At 54.6% G+C, this 16,478-nt stretch carries 15 protein-coding genes; 7 read left to right on the forward strand and 8 right to left on the reverse strand.

Annotation, left to right across the window (positions count from 1 at the left end):
- Positions 1-17: 17 nt before the first annotated feature.
- Positions 18-950: a phytanoyl-CoA dioxygenase family protein gene (locus SynPROSU1_RS12980; RefSeq protein WP_222929887.1), complete on the reverse strand. Its 933-nt coding sequence runs from the start codon at positions 948-950 to the stop codon at positions 18-20.
- 234 nt (positions 951-1,184) lie between these two features.
- Here SynPROSU1_RS12980 and SynPROSU1_RS12985 point away from each other — a divergent pair, with 234 nt between their 5' ends.
- Entirely contained in the window at positions 1,185-2,099 is a 915-nt protein-coding gene (locus SynPROSU1_RS12985; RefSeq protein WP_186570859.1) for an FkbM family methyltransferase, read from the forward strand.
- Positions 2,100-2,140: 41 nt separating this feature from the next.
- On the opposite strand, the gene SynPROSU1_RS12990 is transcribed toward SynPROSU1_RS12985, so the two are convergent.
- Both SynPROSU1_RS12990 and SynPROSU1_RS12995 read right to left on the reverse strand, forming a co-directional pair.
- Positions 2,141-3,007 (reverse strand): phytanoyl-CoA dioxygenase family protein, encoded by an 867-nt coding sequence (locus SynPROSU1_RS12990; RefSeq protein WP_186570860.1) that lies wholly within the window; start codon positions 3,005-3,007, stop codon positions 2,141-2,143.
- A gap of 1,178 nt (positions 3,008-4,185) precedes the next feature.
- A complete protein-coding gene (locus SynPROSU1_RS12995; RefSeq protein WP_186570861.1) occupies positions 4,186-5,319 on the reverse strand; it encodes a hypothetical protein in 1,134 nt (377 codons plus the stop codon).
- 50 nt (positions 5,320-5,369) lie between these two features.
- Here SynPROSU1_RS12995 and SynPROSU1_RS13000 point away from each other — a divergent pair, with 50 nt between their 5' ends.
- Positions 5,370-7,172, forward strand: coding sequence for a diflavin flavoprotein (locus SynPROSU1_RS13000; RefSeq protein WP_186570862.1), 1,803 nt, complete (start codon positions 5,370-5,372; stop codon positions 7,170-7,172).
- Between the two features lie 78 nt (positions 7,173-7,250).
- Positions 7,251-7,964 (forward strand): rubrerythrin family protein, encoded by a 714-nt coding sequence (locus SynPROSU1_RS14125; RefSeq protein WP_186570863.1) that lies wholly within the window; start codon positions 7,251-7,253, stop codon positions 7,962-7,964.
- On the opposite strand, the gene SynPROSU1_RS13010 is transcribed toward SynPROSU1_RS14125, so the two are convergent.
- The gene (locus SynPROSU1_RS13010) at positions 7,934-8,239 is read right to left on the reverse strand and encodes a helix-turn-helix domain-containing protein (protein WP_186570864.1); all 306 of its coding nucleotides are present in this window, start codon (positions 8,237-8,239) and stop codon (positions 7,934-7,936) included. The genes SynPROSU1_RS14125 and SynPROSU1_RS13010 overlap by 31 nt on opposite strands.
- A gap of 139 nt (positions 8,240-8,378) precedes the next feature.
- Here SynPROSU1_RS13010 and SynPROSU1_RS13015 point away from each other — a divergent pair, with 139 nt between their 5' ends.
- The 3 genes from SynPROSU1_RS13015 to SynPROSU1_RS13025 all read left to right on the forward strand — a co-directional run bounded on the left by SynPROSU1_RS13015 (position 8,379) and on the right by SynPROSU1_RS13025 (position 10,121).
- Positions 8,379-8,894 carry an NADPH-dependent FMN reductase gene (locus SynPROSU1_RS13015; RefSeq protein WP_186570865.1) on the forward strand — a complete coding sequence of 172 codons (516 nt, stop codon included), beginning with the start codon at positions 8,379-8,381 and terminating at the stop codon, positions 8,892-8,894.
- Positions 8,895-8,935: 41 nt separating this feature from the next.
- Entirely contained in the window at positions 8,936-9,676 is a 741-nt protein-coding gene (locus tag SynPROSU1_RS13020; RefSeq protein WP_186570866.1) for a pirin-like bicupin family protein, read from the forward strand.
- 238 nt (positions 9,677-9,914) lie between these two features.
- A complete protein-coding gene (locus tag SynPROSU1_RS13025; protein ID WP_186570867.1) occupies positions 9,915-10,121 on the forward strand; it encodes a hypothetical protein in 207 nt (68 codons plus the stop codon).
- Between the two features lie 2 nt (positions 10,122-10,123).
- Here SynPROSU1_RS13025 and SynPROSU1_RS13030 read toward each other — a convergent pair whose 3' ends face one another.
- The 4 genes from SynPROSU1_RS13030 to SynPROSU1_RS13045 form a co-directional block, all read right to left on the reverse strand.
- Positions 10,124-10,378: a hypothetical protein gene (locus SynPROSU1_RS13030; RefSeq protein WP_186570868.1), complete on the reverse strand. Its 255-nt coding sequence runs from the start codon at positions 10,376-10,378 to the stop codon at positions 10,124-10,126.
- A gap of 127 nt (positions 10,379-10,505) precedes the next feature.
- Complete coding sequence (gene gcvP / locus SynPROSU1_RS13035) at positions 10,506-13,376, reverse strand: aminomethyl-transferring glycine dehydrogenase (RefSeq protein WP_186570869.1); 2,871 nt, start codon at positions 13,374-13,376, stop codon at positions 10,506-10,508.
- 56 nt (positions 13,377-13,432) lie between these two features.
- Complete coding sequence (gene gcvH / locus SynPROSU1_RS13040; RefSeq protein ID WP_186570870.1) at positions 13,433-13,822, reverse strand: glycine cleavage system protein GcvH; 390 nt, start codon at positions 13,820-13,822, stop codon at positions 13,433-13,435.
- 10 nt (positions 13,823-13,832) lie between these two features.
- Positions 13,833-15,113: a methionine gamma-lyase family protein gene (locus tag SynPROSU1_RS13045; protein WP_186570871.1), complete on the reverse strand. Its 1,281-nt coding sequence runs from the start codon at positions 15,111-15,113 to the stop codon at positions 13,833-13,835.
- Between the two features lie 211 nt (positions 15,114-15,324).
- Between SynPROSU1_RS13045 and SynPROSU1_RS13050 the strand changes: the two genes are divergently transcribed.
- Positions 15,325-16,182, forward strand: coding sequence for an acyl-CoA desaturase (locus SynPROSU1_RS13050; RefSeq protein ID WP_370586285.1), 858 nt, complete (start codon positions 15,325-15,327; stop codon positions 16,180-16,182).
- The last annotated feature ends 296 nt before the right edge of the window (positions 16,183-16,478 follow it).

The raw sequence follows: 16,478 nt of genomic DNA on the forward strand, positions 1-16,478 counted from the left end.
TGCATAGATAAGACCTTCTAAACAACTCTTCCATCAGGCTGCATCATTTCAACATCAACGAGCCTAAAGGGCGAAAGATAAGAATTCCCTAGCTTCATTTCAACTGATGTCAAAGGCGAATAGCTATATGTGTCCCAAGAATGTCTTTCTTCAAAATTAACCTGAGACTTGATTCTCCAATTTCTTATTGTAAGTGGCATACTTAATCGAGAATAGTTTCTTTCAGGCATAGGCGCTGATTTATGAAGAAGTAAGGGGTGAAAAATCAGTACATCCCCAAAAGATAGCTTTAATTTCGTTTCTTCATACTTATGAGGTAAGGCAACTGGCTTTCTATTCTCATTAGGAACTAAGCCCCATGTATGAGAACAATCAATTACAACAAGTTGACCATCATGATTTGACTCAATCAAAGGAGTCCAAAATTGCAATGAAGAAATTGAGTTGCCGCTCCAAAGCTCTTGATGATATTTCTTGAAAAGATAATTATTATGCTTTACAGATTGAGCCTTAGACAAAGAAATGGTCAAAGATCCACTTGATTGAAATTGAAGATCAGTGCCAATGATGGGCATAATTTTATTAACTACTGAATTGGTTAATAAAAATTTCTTTTGAATATCATTAAATAAAAAATTTTTCCAAATCTTGCTCTGAATATCAAAGGTTGACATCTCTGTCTCGTCAAGCAAAAGACTCAGAGCATGCTCAAAAAAAAGAGGCGCTTCGCATTTAATAAACATCTCCAAGGAATTATCACCTACACTTCTTATCTTATTAGAAAAAAGCAAAGTGTAAAGCTTGCCAACGAGATTATATTCCTTCAACAAGTCATATAAACAACATACAGTAACTTTACGAGCCTCATCTAGAAGAATTTCGCTTATTGCGCCTGGCAAAATCATATACCCTTTGTGCACGAAGCACTCTATTGTTTTGCCCCAATTCATGGCAACCTAACGATTTTTTACATTAGCACACAGAGCTGAATAGTTGTCAATGATTCATTTGTATCCACTCCGCTCTCCCGCTCTTCCATAGAGAGCAGCGGACAGCAATTGAGAAAAGACAAAATTTTATAGTTTAATGACCAGAGAAAAAGTGAATCAATGAAGCGTTTCAAGCCAAAGTCAATCTCAATAATATATAGAAGTAAGAGCTTAACTCAATGCATGTATAATGACATGAGCAATTTTCAGAAAATGTACGATTCAAGTTTATCTAAAATAAAAAATAACTGGTTGAGTGTTGTAAGAGAATGTGAATTGAACTGGGACCATATTGATGGCTCTGCTATTGAATATGAACTAGCGGTAAAAAAATGCAGGACATTATCTATGAAGACATTTGGTCTTGGCACACCTTGCCAGTCTAATTTTCGTGACAATGTTCGAATAGTTTTTCCATACAGATCATTCGGAAATATAGATACTGTAAATTTATTTCATTTCGACGAGATAAGATTATTTGCACTTTACTCATTGCTCTCTTCTACATATAAAAAATTTACAGATGTGGGTGCCAATGTAGGGTTGCACTCAATCTATGTATCCCAACTGGGCTACGAAGTAAATGCTTTTGAACCAGATCCAATACATATAAATTGGTTCAAAGAAAACCTAAGACTCAACAATTTAATGCACGATATAAAGATTCACCCAAATGCAATTTCAAACCGCTCTGGTACGTCCAATTTTACTAGAGTCTGTGGAAACACAACGGGCAGCCATCTGGAGGGAGCAAAGATCAATGCTTATGGTGTGTTAAATACATTTGAAGTCGCCATCGAAACTTTAAAGAAGGACCATATAGAAAATTCTGTCGTAAAAATAGATGCAGAAGGCGAAGAAGTGAAAATTTTGACTTCACTAAGTGCTAATTTGTTTGACAATTCGTGCTTTTTTGTTGAGGTCTCCTCGAGTCATAACAGTTTATTACTATTTGACTATTTTAAAAAGTCAAATATCTCATGTTATTCACAAAAAAATAAATGGAGAAAAATTAAATCGTCCAAAGATATGCCTAGAAGCTACAAAGATGGATTGATTTTGATCTCAAATGACGAACGATTGAAAACAATCGGCAAAAATTTTTCATAAATTTGTTTATGCAATATAGATGATTGTGTTAAAAATTCACATCATTTGATGTGTAATTTTTTAGAGCAAGGGTAGAGATATTCTAAACGTTTGTCAATTGCAGGTACTCCACCCAAGACTCTATACGGCGACGCATAGTCGGACCCTACCAATCTCATTACATAACTAAGAGGTCCATTTGATATGGACTTATATCCAAGAGATTTCTCCTGGCTACTAAAAGGAGTTTGCGTAGAAGTAAATCTCATTACAACTGATGACCGTCTTACTGCAGAAGTACCAGTTGTAAAATGCAGAAGGAAAGGATGCCATAAAACAACATTTCCCTGCTTAATTGTATCCAAAGCTATACAATCAAGGTTCAAACTACTAACATCTGCATCTAAGTTGCGATTCTTGACCGGTAAATTACCTAAAGCATGGCTCCCTGGACAAACACCTAGAGTGTTTTCTTTATTTGCATCTGTAAAGAACAAATTCCAAAAAATAGTATTTACAGATGTTCCCGTCCATGCATCAGAGTGGAGATTTTTGACGACAAGATTACTGGACTCTGTTGGTCGTATTAAGGAAAGATGATCGCCACCAAGCTTTGCAATATCGGGGCCCAAATATTCCTTCAAAATATTAATTTGCATTTCAGAATGCTCGATAGAATTAAATAAATCTGTTCGAGCCAGAGACTTCATAATCAGAAAATTAATATTACTATTGTCTATATGCGCTGAAGAATGAATTTGACAAGCATTATCGATAAATTCAGAACATTGACCAATCACTTCATTGCTATAGACGTCTTTATAAATTACGAATCCATTTTCAGCGAAAAAGCATAATGATTGCTGAATCTCATTGACAGTATATTTAGGAATTGATAAAGATGACGCCAACTTTGGTTGAATTGTCATCCTTCTAAAGAGCAAAAAATAATTATATCAAATTGAAGAGGAGCATCACGCCCCAACTGAGCATCCTTGGAGAAGGATAGTGGAAAGCAAAAATTTCACAATATTTCAAGCGAAGGATATCCTGAAGTAAATATTACAACCAAAAGCAACTATTTTTCCATGTCAAGTAGCATAAGCCAATTCTAAGAATTAATCACTACGTGAATGCGATAAAGAACCAGTCGATTCGAATAAATACGAGAATCTAATCTCGACATAAGGAGTATTATTCTTAACTTTTGCCAGTGGGGAAAACGACTTCTCTAAATAAACAGCTATTATTTAACCGTATAGCAATAAAGCAATGCACTCATCTCCTTGACAGGAAGGTCAACAGCAAATGACTTTCAATTGAAATAGTTATGTTATCAATCGGACTTGAGTAGTGACAACAATTAATAGATGGAACTAGCCTCCCAAAAGCAACGACATGCAACAATCTCTACATAATATATTGATAATAATGAATATGTCATCAATATGTTGCCCAAAAGCAGGAAAACGTGGTCCTGACGAAGGCAGATTCTAGGCAATCTTTTTATTGCAATAGCTGCTAAATATGTGTTTATTTCAATAGACTAGCTATTATGTAGTCGCTAGGAACAGAGCAAAACAACTGCGAAGGGCAGCTTCGTATAAATTAAAAATCAAGAGAAATAAAGATGCGAAGCAAAGTCTCAAATCAGGCATGATGAACTTAAAAATAATTTTCTTTTATTGAAAATTTTAATTTTCAATAAATTTAAAGATGTCCACTTCAGAGAAGAAATATTAGAAGTTTAATTTTTGCCACTTCATGGGAGCTTGCAGCCGCTTAATGGCCAAGAATCGCGACAACAACCACAATTTGACGCTTCATCAACAAGAGTAGATTTTTAAGGTGTTAATTTTTTACAAAGAGCTTCAGCAAGCCAGCGATTAAATTAAGCAATGGATTGATCAAGGTGCATGAAAGCAGATTAGACGCCATTGCAAATCAAATAAAACAGCATGATTGAGGTCATCATTTATAGGTAAATAAGGAATAAGATCATGTCCTAAAATCGTCGCTTTGCTGACAGGATCTTAAAAATGACTTCTCTCCTTGCTTCACAACTCTGCAGTACTTAGAGAAGAGATCACTTATCGATGATGATTTTTTACTCGTCTTTATTGTAAGTATTTATATGTGAGAGAGCCTGCTTAAGGTTGTGCAACGCCGCTCGCATATGCCAGCTCCGGAGATGCTCACGCTGATTGAAAAGCTGATCGACACACACACGCAACCAGCCGTCCGCTGAAGAGCTGCACAACCGAATGCTCTCGTGATGTGGGGCGACAAACATCGCCACGGCCAGCAAATTGGTGCCGAAACCCAGTACGGCCAAGCCAGAGTCAGCCGAGCTTTGCGACAAACGTGCTTCGAGCGATGCAATCGCCGGCAGCACCTGCACCAATCCACATGGATTTAGCGGCCTCAGCAACGCCTCTATCAAGTCATGGTGAGCTTCGTTTTTAGGATGGGCCTGTACCTGCCATGTCGTATTAGTCGGCAATGAGTCACGCACGGCCCGTATCAGGTAAGAAGGATTTTGAATCGCTGGAGCCTGACGCCATCCAAGCGAACGCCCCATCACACGCCAGCGAAATCGCCAAGTGCGAACCTTGAGATAAGGCAGGCACAGCAGCACCCCACACTCAGATCCCTGGGGCACTGGTTGTGCCGCCGCCAAGGCAGAACGCGAAGCCATGCACAGCTTGAGCAGACAACCCAGCCGTGCCAAATTAACAGGCTGATCCAAGGGAACAAGCGGATCCTGTCGGACCACAGCTCGCCCTTCAGAGCACCGCAATCGCTGCAGCACCCGTCGGCGTTCCCGACGGCCGGCAGGTGAATACAGGCAGGTCTCGACCCCAATCGATTCCCCCAGCTCCACCACCTCGGCAGCCTGATACTCAAGCAGCATTCGCTGCCCTTCGCGGTCGTCCAACCGCGGCAGCAGCAGCAGGCTGCACTTGAGCGGCTCGGGCCCAATCAACACGCTGTCCCCAGCGCTGAGCCGGAGCACTCCGAAGTGATCAGGGGGGATCTGAATGAACTGACATTGGTGCCCATCCTGGGCGGCGAGCTCCTGCAAAAACGGCTGGAAGGCCTTGGTCGAATGACTCAGATCGTCGCGATAGAGCGAGACAACGTGCAGCCGAGCCCCCCGGATTCCCCGCCAGCGCAGATAGGCCAGAGCCGAAAGGGTGGTGATCAGCTGGGAGGAGAGAACAACAACGCTCTGCGGCATAGATCTGCTGCTCTCATCAACAACACGCCTACATTCAACTTGCTTCGAAGATGAGCGTGACCACCACTGCACCCACGCGTCGCACGATCCAACTGCCGATCGACGATGGGGTCGTTGGTCTCCGCGGTCTGAGCCCTCAACGAAACCGCTTTGAACTGGAGTACGCCCTAGAGCGGGGAAGCACCGCCAACAGCGTGTTGTTTGAGGCCGGCGATGGTGCCCCTGCCGTGCTGGTTCACCCTCCGGGTGTGGCCTACAGCGCGGCCTTTCTTCCGGTGCTTGCAGACGCCCTGCCCAGCAGCGCCGCGCCGCTGCTGGTTGTTGTGGGACACGTGAACCCCAACCGCGTTGCCCTGCTGCGGGATCTAGCGGAGGCCTATTCCGGCTTGGAGCTGATCGTCTCCAACCCGGGCGCCAAGTTGATCGAGGAGCTGTGGAGCCAACGCAAGCCGGCCCCTCCTGGTGAGACATGCGAGCAACCTCCGCTGCCAGACCTGCCGCCTCTGCGGATCATTCGCCAAGAGCAAACGCTTCCCCTCAGCCAGCAGCGCAGCCTGATGCTGCTGCCGGCCCCAACCCCCCGCTGGCCAGGCGGGTTGCTGGCGTTCGAGGAAAGCCTCGGCCTGCTGATGAGCGACAAGTTCTTCAGTGCTCACCTCTGCACAGACAGCTGGGCCGAAAGCAACCGCAGCAGCACCGAAGAAGAGCGCCGTCATTTCTACGACTGCCTGATGGCCCCCATGGCCCGTCAGGTGGATGCCCTGGTGGAACGGCTCGAAGAGCTCGACATCCGCACCATCGCGCCGGGCCATGGCCCCGCGATCGAAGCCAGTTGGCGCAGCTTGCTGAATGATTACCGCCGCTGGGGAGAAGGCCAGCAAAACGCCACCCTGACGGTGGCCCTGCTGTTCGCCAGCGCCTACGGCAACACCGCAGCCATTGCCGATGCCCTGGCCCGCGGCGTCAGCCGCACCGGAATCCGGGTGAGCAGCTTGAACTGCGAATTCACACCGGCCGATGAACTGGTGAGCACCATCAAACAGGCCGACGCCGTGTTGATCGGCTCACCAACCCTGGGGGGCCATGCCCCCACGCCGATTGTTTCGGCCTTGGGAACCCTGTTGGCGGAGGGAGACCGCAACAAACCCGTGGGGGTGTTCGGCAGCTTCGGCTGGAGCGGCGAAGCAGTGGATCTGCTGGAAACCAAATTGCGGGACGGTGGCTTCAGCTTCGGCTTCGACCCGATCCGCGTGAAGTTCAGTCCGGATGCAGCTCGGGTGAAGGAGCTGGAGGAAACCGGCACCCGTTTTGCCCGCCAACTGCTGCAGAGCCAAAAACGAGCACAGCGGCGCAGTGCTGGCGGCTTGAGCGAAAGCCGCAGCGATCCAGCGGTGCTGGCCCTGGGCCGCGTGATCGGCTCGCTCTGCGTTCTCACCACACGCAAAGCTGATCTGAGCGGCGCCATGGTGGCCAGCTGGGTCAGTCAGGCGAGCTTCAGCCCTCCTGGCATCACCGTGGCCGTCGCCAAAGACCGCGCCGTGGAAGCCTTGCTGCACAAGGGCGATCGCTTCGCCTTGAACGTTTTGGCAGAAGGTCGCGAAACAGCAGCGATGAAGCAGTTCCTGCAACCGTTTGAACCCGGTGCCGATCGCTTTGCAGGCCTGGAGCTCGACGCAAGCCCCGCCGACCAGCCGTTGCTGCCGGATGCGCTCGCCTGGCTGGACGGCAAGGTGAGCCAGCGGATGGAATGCGGCGACCACTGGCTGATCTATGCCGAAGTGGATCACGGTGGGGTACTGGATGCCGAGGGCAGCACCGCGGTGCACCAGCGGCGCAGCGGCGCCAACTACTGAGCCGGCAACCCGTACCTACGCCTAACTCATACTCGGTATGAGTTAGGCGTAGTCTGATGTGACGATCGCTTCTCCAAGATGGACCTCTCCAAGCCATCCACCCACGCCAATCTCGAAGCCGCCTTCGGCGGCGAGAGCATGGCCAACCGCAAATATCTGTTTTTTGCGGATGTGGCCAAACAACTGGGTCACAAAGACCTGGCCAAGTTGTTTCAAGACACCGCAGCCCAAGAGACAGAGCACGCCTTTGCACACTTCCGGCTGCTGCACCCTGAGCTGGTGGCCAGCAATCCTGACCAACTCAGCGACGGCGAGAAACAGGCCATGCTGAGCCGCTGCCTGGAACTGGCCATTGGAGGTGAGACCTACGAATACACAACGATGTATCCAGAGTTCGCCGCCCAGGCCAAGCAAGACCGGGATAGCGGAGCCGAGGCGGAATTCGCTGATCAAAGCAGCGAATCCAAGGAACATGCCGGCATCTTCCGAACCGCCGCCAAAAACTTCGGCCTGCTGACCCCGATTGAACAGCATCACGCCGAAACCTATGGGGTCGCCCTTGAGGCACTGCAAGGCCAAGGGACAGCAGGCCAGGCCGATCAACCCATCCCGGGCAAATGGATCTGCAAGGTGTGCTCGGTGATCTACGACCCCGCCGAGGGAGATCCGGATTCCGGCATCGCCGCAGGCACCCCCTTCGAAACGATTCCGGACGATTGGCAGTGCCCGATCTGCGGCGTGCGCAAAGCCAGCTTCGTTCCCTACCGCGAAGCGGAGTTGAAATCAGCCTGACGCTCTCCCCAAGCGTGAAGGCCATCCAGCACGGGCAACAACGCAACTCCCAGGTCCGTCAGCGCGTATTCCACGCGCGGCGGAACCTCGGGATGCACGGTGCGATGGACCACACCATCCGTCTCCAGATCGCGCAACTGAGCGGTCAACACTTTCTGGCTCACCCCCTCCAGAGCCCGCTGAAGATCTGAAAAACGGCGAATGCCGTCCACAAGCTCACGCAAGATCAGCAATTTCCAGCGCCCCTGAATCACCTTCAAGGCCAGCTCGGCCATGCAAGCGCCCTGATCTTGCCCACCCTGAAAACCCTTCTGATCGTCCAAAGGTCACCCGAAGGTCACTGACCCACTTTGACGTGCGGTGTTGTGAAAACAGGCGAGAACTTGCACGATTCAATCAAGAGCCGAATCTTCCATGCCCTCTGATCTCATCGTTCTGACAGCGAGCAATGGCGAAAACCTGAAGCTGGCTGAACGCTTCATGAAGGCCGCAGCGGCTCAGAACGCCACCGCCGAACTGATCGATCTCACGCAGCTCGACCTGCCTCTGTTCACTCCAAGAGTGAAGGCAGCGGGAGCGGGCCCTGATCTTGAGACTCTGCACGACAAGCTGCACCAAACACCGCGCTGGGTGATCTGCGCACCGGAATACAACGGCTCCATTCCGCCATCCCTCACCAATGCCATTGCCTGGCTCTCAGTGACGGGAGACGACTTCCGGGCCCTCTTCAACGGACGACCGATCGCGATGGCCACCTTCTCCGGCGGTGGCGGCATGGAACTGCTCCTGTCTCTTCGCATCCAACTCACCCACCTCGGGGCCCAAGTCGTTGGACGTCAACTGCTGAGCAACAACGCCAAACCACCGCAAGACGACACCATCAGCGACCTGGTTCAGCGGCTTCTGCAAATGTCACCGCTCGCGCTCTAAGTCGACCTCCAACCATCGGTTCTCCCCCCCCCCAACAACCCATGTCAGCAGCACCATCCATCAGCACTCCTGCAGCCGTGATGCGCCCGGCTGCCGAGCGCTTTCACAGCCAACTCGACTGGCTCGATTCCTGGCACAGCTTTTCATTCGGCAGCCATCAGGATCCGAACTGGATGGGCTTCGGGCCCTTGCGGGTGATCAACGACGACACCATCGCTGCTGGCCAGGGTTTCGGCATGCACCCCCACCGCGATATGGAAATCATCACCGTGATGGTGGACGGGGACCTGACCCATGCCGACTCCATGGGCAACAGCGAGGTCCTGCGCGCCGGCGAAGTGCAACGGATGAGTGCCGGAACGGGCATCGTGCACAGCGAAATGAACCAAACCAACGCTCCATGCAGGCTGCTGCAGATCTGGATTGAGCCAGCCCAGCTGGGCATCCAACCCGCTTATGAACAAAAGCCCTTCGCGATCAGCGAAAGCTGGACGCCACTGATTGAGCCCAGCGCATCCGGCGAGGCGATGGCCATCGCACGTCCCCTCCGCCTCTGGCGTGCCCAGCCGCAACGACAGCAGCAGTTGCCCTTGCCAACAGCCGAAGAGCGGTTGCTGTGGATTCAGGTGATTGATGGGGAGCTGCGCTTGCAAAGCGATGGCACAAGACAGCAGGTGCTGCGGCGCGGCGACGGGCTTGGACTGGTCCAAGACACGACAACATCACGTGAGCTGATCGGAATCAGCGACACCGCTGACGTCCTGCTCTTCGCCATGGCCTAAGACACCATCTGTAGTGGGGAGGGCATAGGGCCCGACCCCGCTGTAGCGATGCACACACCCCATTAAAAGAGCCTCCAGAGAGGTTCCTGCATCAGGGCAGTGAGCAGTTTCAATCTCGCAATCTCATCTCAGTTTGATCACCTGAACAAAGCAATCCGAAAGAGATTCGGTGCAAGCGCGAGACACCAGATCTTGTGCCCTGAAATAACGGGGTCACTTTCAAACAATCCCTTGAGCGATGGGATTCATGAACGGTCATGAGACCGCGGTGCGTTACCGCGGGTTCCTTCTGATGCCTCAAACCAATCGAAGCTGGTTGGTGCGACCTGAACGCAGTCCGATGCGGCTTCTGCCGTTCCGCACACCGACCTGCTCATTGGCCGACGTCAAAGCCCTTGTGGACTGGCGTCTTTCGCAGGAAGCATCAGAAATCGGAGTGGCCTGAATTCAGGCGGCTGCCGGTGGTGGGGTGGGATCGCCCACCGGTTGAAGAGGAATGACCAGGGTGGCCCAGTGATCGGGCCGCTCAGGGCGAGTACGACGGGAACGGCGGGTGCCGAACGGAACCCGAATTACATTCGTCCCTTCAATCGACAAAGTATGACCACGATTGAAGGCCGACTCGAGACCGTCCGGAAGATGAGGAAGGGCAGGCCCTTCAACGCTAGTGAGTGCAGATTTCTTGATGTTGTCCCGATCCATGGTGTCCCCCGACATACGAATCAGTTGTCGATCAGTTTGGCCGAACCCGCAAGGGCGATGAACGGAATCAAACCAATTTTTCCACTTTCAGTGAAAATTTACACGCTCACCCCCCTGCACCAGGGCTTCAAGCCGCCACAGCGACCGCTTCCACAGAGGGACAGGTGCAGATCAAGTTGCGATCGCCGAAAGCGTTATCAATCCGCGCCACAGCTGGCCAAACCTTGTTTTCGTGCTGGCCCTCCATGGGAAATGCGGCTTGCTGACGGCTGTAGGGACGGTCCCATTCATCCGCTGTGACTGCAGCAAGAGTGTGCGGAGCACGCTTCAACGGGTTGTTCTGAGGGTCACTGGCGCCGGTTTCAACGGCGCGAATCTCCTCACGGATCGCCACTAACGCATCAGCAAAGCGATCCAGCTCAGCCAGGCTTTCGCTCTCGGTGGGCTCCACCATCACCGTTCCAGCCACCGGCCAGCTGACGGTCGGTGCGTGGAAGCCGTAATCCATCAAACGCTTGGCGATGTCATCAACGTCGATCCCCGCATCCCGTTTCAGCGGCCGCAAATCAAGGATGCATTCATGGGCCACCCGACCGGTGCTGCCCCGAAACAGCACGGGATAAGAGCGGTCGAGCCGATGGGCCAGATAGTTGGCCGACAACAGCGCCACGGCACTGGCCTGCCGCAAGGCATCCGCCCCCATCATCCGCAGATACATCCAGCTGATCGGCAGGATGCTGGCGCTGCCGAGCGCTGCTGCGGAAACAGGACCGATTGCCGACGAGGCGCCGGCCTGCAACGGATGCCCCGGAAGAAATGGCGCAAGATGCGCGGCCACACCGATCGGTCCCACGCCAGGGCCACCACCCCCGTGGGGGATGCAGAAGGTCTTGTGCAGGTTGAGATGGCACACATCGGCACCGAAGGCACCAGGACGGCACAGCCCCACCTGCGCGTTGAGGTTGGCGCCATCGAGATACACCTGCCCACCGTGCTGATGCACCACGGAGCAGATTTCTCGGATGCCGGTTTCAAACACGCCGTGGGTGGAGGGGTAGGTCACCATCAGCGCCGCCAGCCGGTCGGCGTGCTCGGCTGCCTTCGCCGCAAGATCCTGCTGATCGATGTTGCCTTGGTCATCACAGGCCACGGCCACCACTTTGAGGCCGGCCATCACGGCACTGGCGGGGTTGGTGCCATGGGCACTGGTGGGGATCAAACAGATGTCGCGATGGGCCTCACCACGAGAACGGTGCCAGGCGCGAATCACCAGCAACCCTGCATATTCCCCTTGCGAGCCGGCATTGGGCTGCAACGAGACAGCTGAAAATCCCGTCAAAGCCGCCAGCCATCCCTCCAGATCGTCGGCCAAGTGGTGATACCCCGCCGCCTGATCCATTGGGGAAAACGGATGCAATCCGGCAAAGGCAGGCCAGCTCACCGGCAGCAGCTCAGAGGCAGCATTGAGCTTCATGGTGCAACTGCCCAGCGGGATCATCCCGTGCACCAGGGACAGATCACGGCTCACCAACCGCTGGATGTAACGCAACAGCTCCGACTCGCTTCGGTACTGATGGAACACGGGCTGGCTCAGCCAGGGCTCGGTGCGCTGCTGCAGGGACAGGGACTGGGGCAGCGCAGCCTCCAGCTTCGGCACGGCCTGACCGCTGGCCTCGGCCAGGATCCCAAGGAGAGCTTGCAGCTCCCGTTCATCCGAGAGCTCATCCAGGCTGATGCCGAAACCGGTGGCGTCCGCTGACGTTGCGCCATCGGGCAGCACGCGCAGATTGAAGCCTACTGCTGCTGCTGCACGGTGGACGGCAGGCGCCGACGAGCAGTTCACGGTGACCGTGTCGAAACGGTCTGCCATCGCCAGCGGATAGCCGAGATCCCGCAGGCCCTGCTCCAGCTGGCTGCGCAGCCCAACGATGCGCTGAGCAATGGCCTGGAGGCCGTCAGGCCCGTGATGCACGGCATAGAAAGAGGCCATCACGGCGAGCAACACTTGAGCGGTGCAGATGTTGCTGGTGGCTTTGTCGCGGCGAATGTGCTGCTCACGGGTCTGCAACGCCAGCCGCAGGGCCGAGCGGCCTTCCGCATCCTTGGACTGCCCCACCAGACGGCCCGGAATCTGGCGCTTGTAGGCCTCAACCGTGGCGAAGAAAGCAGCATGGGGACCACCAAATCCCATCGGCACTCCGAAGCGTTGGGCACTGCCCACGGCAATGTCTGCACCAAAGGACGCCACTGGCGCCATCAGGGTCTGCGCCAACGGATCGATCGCCACGGTGGCCAAGGCACCGGCCGCGTGGGCCAATTCGATCACGGTGGTTGGATCCCAGAGGCATCCATCGGCTCCGGGCAACTGGAGCAGAACACCGAACACAGACGCATCAATCGGCGCCGTCGCCGGATCGATGCGCTCCAGGGTGATGCCGAGGGGTTCGGCGCGGGTCTGCAGCACGGCCCAGGTCTGCGGCAACACATTGATATCCACCAAAAACCGGGTCGCCTCAGAGCGACGGCACACCCCGAAACTGAGGCTCATGGCCTCCGCGGCTGCGGTGGCTTCATCCAGCAGTGACGCGTTGGCGATCGGCAAGCCCGTGAGCTCACTGATCAGGGTCTGAAAGTTCAGCAGGGCCTCGAGCCGCCCCTGGGCGATTTCCGCCTGATACGGGGTGTAGGCGGTGTACCAAGCCGGATTTTCAAAAACGTGACGCTGAATCAGGGCCGGGGTTGCAGTGCCGTAGTAACCCAGCCCAATCAGGGAGCGTCGCACCGTGTTGGTCTCGCTCAGCTGCTTGAGCTGCCTGAGCGCTTCCGCCTCGCCACAACCCTCGGGCAACGCCTCATAGGGCGGCCCTGGATCAAGGATGTCGTCGGGCACGACATCAGCGATGAACTCCTGCAGATCGCTGTAGCCGAGTGCATTCAGCATCCGGATCTGTTCCGCCTCACTCGGGCCGATATGCCGCTGCGAAAAAGGAGAAATCAACGTCTGAAGCAGCGGCTCACAGGGGAGATCGTAAGAGCCGCATCCCGCCCTTGAGGTCAGCCGGCGTTGACCTTGGCGCTGTAGGCCTCCGCGGTCATCAGGCTCTCGAGCTCAGAGGGATCCGCCGGTCGCAGCACCAGCAGCCAGCCCTCGCCATGGGGATCGTTCTGCAGTTCCTCCGGACTGGCCAGCACCGCTTCATTGCGTTGCACCACCTCACCGGCAATGGGCGCGTACATGTCTTCGACGGCCTTCACCGATTCCACCGATCCGAAGCTGGTGCCCTTCGCCAGGTTGGAGCCCACGTCCGGCAGATCGACAAACACGATGTCGCCCAGTTGATCAACGGCGAAGGCGCTAATGCCCACCCTCACCAGCTCGCCATCGGCGTTGGCGTATTCGTGGCTGTCGGCGAAGCGGAAAGAGGCGGGGAACTCAAACGCCATCGACGCAGTTTCAGGTTTCCCCAGTTTGCGGGAGATTGATCAGGCCTGCCGCATTCAGGTCACACAATGCACGGGACAAAGCCAGGCGGATGTGAGCCCGATGGGTGCCGCCCTGCACATAGAGGTTGAAGGGTTCCCGCAGCGGCGCATCCGCCGAAAATTCACTGGTGGAGCCGTCGATGAACGTCCCTCCTGCCATCACCAGATCAGAGGCATAGCCAGGCATCGAGGCAGGAACCGGATCGAGATAAGCACCAACCGGTGACATGGCCTGGAACGCTCGACACACGACTTTGAGGGCTTCCGGACTGCCCAGCCGAACCGCCTGAATCAAATCGCTGCGCACCGCGCCCGGCCTCGGGTTCACAGGGAACCCCAGCCGCTCGAACACTCCCGCCACAAGGTCCGCACCGATCAAGGCCTCCGACACCATCTGCGGCGCCAGGAACAGCCCCTGCAGCACCAGCCGCTGCAGGTCAAATCCTGTGCCGCCCTCACTGCCGATCCCCGGAGCCGTGAGCCTGCAGCAGGCCTGCTCAACAAGATCTGCCCGGCCAGCGATGTACCCGCCGGTGGGAGCAATGGTGCCGCCGAGGTTCTTGATCAAGGAACCAGCGATGAGATCCGCCCCAACAGCCGTTGGCTCCTGCTCCTCCACCAACTCTCCGTAACAGTTGTCGACAAAGACCACGCAGTTCGGCTGGCGCGCATGGATGCGGTCACACAGCCCTGCGATCTGATCAACCGTGACCGAGGGACGCCAGCTGTAACCACAACTGCGCTGGATCAGCACCATCCGACAGGGCTGCTCCAAGACCTGGCTTAACGCCACCTCGTCCACGACCCCGTCGGGCTGCAGGTCGATTTCGTCGTATGAGACCCCGAACTCCGCCAGGGAGCCCTGGCCCTGACCGCGAAGACCGATCACCTCTTCCAAGGTGTCGTAGGGGCGCCCAGTAATCGACAACAGACGATCACCGGGCCTCAGCACCCCAAACAACGCTGCCGCAATCGCATGGGTGCCGCTCACAAATTGCAGGCGCACTGCCGCAGCTTCGGCCCCCAGGACCCGGGCAAAGACCCGATCCACCACCTCACGCCCTTGGTCACCATGGCCATAACCAGTGAGCGAAGCAAAGTGCTGAGGGCCCACACGCTCTGCCGACAGCGCATCGAGGATCCGTTGCAAACGGAGCTCCACGGACGCGGTCCTCGCTGCGGCAAGTTCAGCCTGATCCCTCGCCACCACTTCGATCAGATGATTTGCAGTTGCACCAATCACCCGTTGCATTGCTGAGTCCTTGCCTTCATAGGTCCTGGCCGACGCCGGTCTTCCGAACGCGCATGTCTCTGCAATGCGTGAACTCCTTTAGATTTCTGTCATTAACGGCACCATCCGCTCCAAGGTTTCCCTGTCTGAGCGGCTTGTCAATTTCAGGAGAATCCGATTGGTTTCCTCGCAAACAGCTGACACCCGTGAGCTTCGCCAGCGGGCAGCGGTGATGGCACGGCGTGAGCCTCTGCCCGCCCGTCAGCGAAAACTGAAGATGGGTACCACCAGTTTCATGCTGGTGATGCACGTGCTCGCCACCGTGGCGCTGCTCCCGCGCTTCTGGAGCTGGCAGGGCGTTGTGGCCTTCGGCGTTCTCTATTGGATGACCGTTTTGGGCGTCACCCTGGGCCTGCACCGTCTGGTGGCGCACCGCAGCATGGTGGTGCCGGTGTGGGTTGAGCGCATCCTGGTGCTGATGGGCACCCTCGCCTGCCAGAGCGGCCCGATCGAATGGGTGGGTCTGCATCGCCATCACCATCGCTTTTCGGATCAGCCGACTGATCACCATGACGCCGGGCGCGGACTTTGGTGGAGCCACAGCGAGTGGATGCTGCATGACATCCCTGCACTGAAGGAATTGGACCGCTACGCCGGCGACCTTCAATGCGATCCGTTTTATCGCTGGCTTGATCGCTGGTTCCTACTCCTACAAATCCCCCTGGGACTGGGCCTGTACTGGTTTGGTGAAGCTGCACAAGTGCATGGCGGCGGCCTTGGCTTGGTCCTGTGGGCCATCCCACTGCGCCTCGTGGTCGTCTATCACGTGACTTGGCTGGTGAACTCCGCCACCCACGCCTTCGGATACCGCAACTTCGACTGCCCTGACCTGTCCCGCAACTGCTGGTGGGTTGCTTTGCTCTCCTTCGGAGAGGGCTGGCACAACAACCACCACGCTCATCCGGCGAGCGCTCGTCACGGTCTGCGCTGGTTTGAATTCGATTTCACCTGGCAACACGTGCGGCTGCTCAAGCGCCTTGGCCTGGCAAGCAGGGTTCGCACTGCTCGATACGTTCCTGGAAATTCATAACCGCCTGACAAACTCGCGCTCTGCCTGATAATTCAATTCATAAAAAGCCCTGCTCGCGGTCAGAGCAGGGCTTTTTTGTGCATGGCAATCATGCCTAAATCAGTCCTTCGCCCACATCCACTCGGCGGCAGCCAATAACAAGAATCCTCAGAAATCGCTAGCCATTGCTGGTCCATATCGGACATTTTTTGAATCGATCAGACGAAGCAATCAGAGATCACCATCAAACATGAGCGGTACAGATCGAGCATTTTTTCGTATCCCTCAGCTGGGGGATACGGGACCTCACTGGAAAC

It is taken from the genome of Synechococcus sp. PROS-U-1, from assembly GCF_014279755.1.
Lineage (GTDB): Bacteria > Cyanobacteriota > Cyanobacteriia > PCC-6307 > Cyanobiaceae > Parasynechococcus.

What these genes read in the sequence shown, in the direction of transcription:
- SynPROSU1_RS12980 (WP_222929887.1), bottom strand. Translation starts at nt 950, where the DNA reads ATGAATTGGGGCAAAACAATAGAGTGCTTCGTGCACAAAGGGTATATG.
- SynPROSU1_RS12985 (WP_186570859.1), top strand. Translation starts at nt 1,185, where the DNA reads ATGAGCAATTTTCAGAAAATGTACGATTCAAGTTTATCTAAAATAAAA.
- SynPROSU1_RS12990 (WP_186570860.1), bottom strand. Translation starts at nt 3,007, where the DNA reads ATGACAATTCAACCAAAGTTGGCGTCATCTTTATCAATTCCTAAATAT.
- SynPROSU1_RS12995 (WP_186570861.1), bottom strand. Translation starts at nt 5,319, where the DNA reads ATGCCGCAGAGCGTTGTTGTTCTCTCCTCCCAGCTGATCACCACCCTT.
- SynPROSU1_RS13000 (WP_186570862.1), top strand. Translation starts at nt 5,370, where the DNA reads ATGAGCGTGACCACCACTGCACCCACGCGTCGCACGATCCAACTGCCG.
- SynPROSU1_RS14125 (WP_186570863.1), top strand. Translation starts at nt 7,251, where the DNA reads ATGGACCTCTCCAAGCCATCCACCCACGCCAATCTCGAAGCCGCCTTC.
- SynPROSU1_RS13010 (WP_186570864.1), bottom strand. Translation starts at nt 8,239, where the DNA reads ATGGCCGAGCTGGCCTTGAAGGTGATTCAGGGGCGCTGGAAATTGCTG.
- SynPROSU1_RS13015 (WP_186570865.1), top strand. Translation starts at nt 8,379, where the DNA reads ATGCCCTCTGATCTCATCGTTCTGACAGCGAGCAATGGCGAAAACCTG.
- SynPROSU1_RS13020 (WP_186570866.1), top strand. Translation starts at nt 8,936, where the DNA reads ATGTCAGCAGCACCATCCATCAGCACTCCTGCAGCCGTGATGCGCCCG.
- SynPROSU1_RS13025 (WP_186570867.1), top strand. Translation starts at nt 9,915, where the DNA reads ATGGGATTCATGAACGGTCATGAGACCGCGGTGCGTTACCGCGGGTTC.
- SynPROSU1_RS13030 (WP_186570868.1), bottom strand. Translation starts at nt 10,378, where the DNA reads ATGGATCGGGACAACATCAAGAAATCTGCACTCACTAGCGTTGAAGGG.
- gcvH (WP_186570870.1), bottom strand. Translation starts at nt 13,822, where the DNA reads ATGGCGTTTGAGTTCCCCGCCTCTTTCCGCTTCGCCGACAGCCACGAA.
- SynPROSU1_RS13045 (WP_186570871.1), bottom strand. Translation starts at nt 15,113, where the DNA reads ATGCAACGGGTGATTGGTGCAACTGCAAATCATCTGATCGAAGTGGTG.
- SynPROSU1_RS13050 (WP_370586285.1), top strand. Translation starts at nt 15,325, where the DNA reads ATGGCACGGCGTGAGCCTCTGCCCGCCCGTCAGCGAAAACTGAAGATG.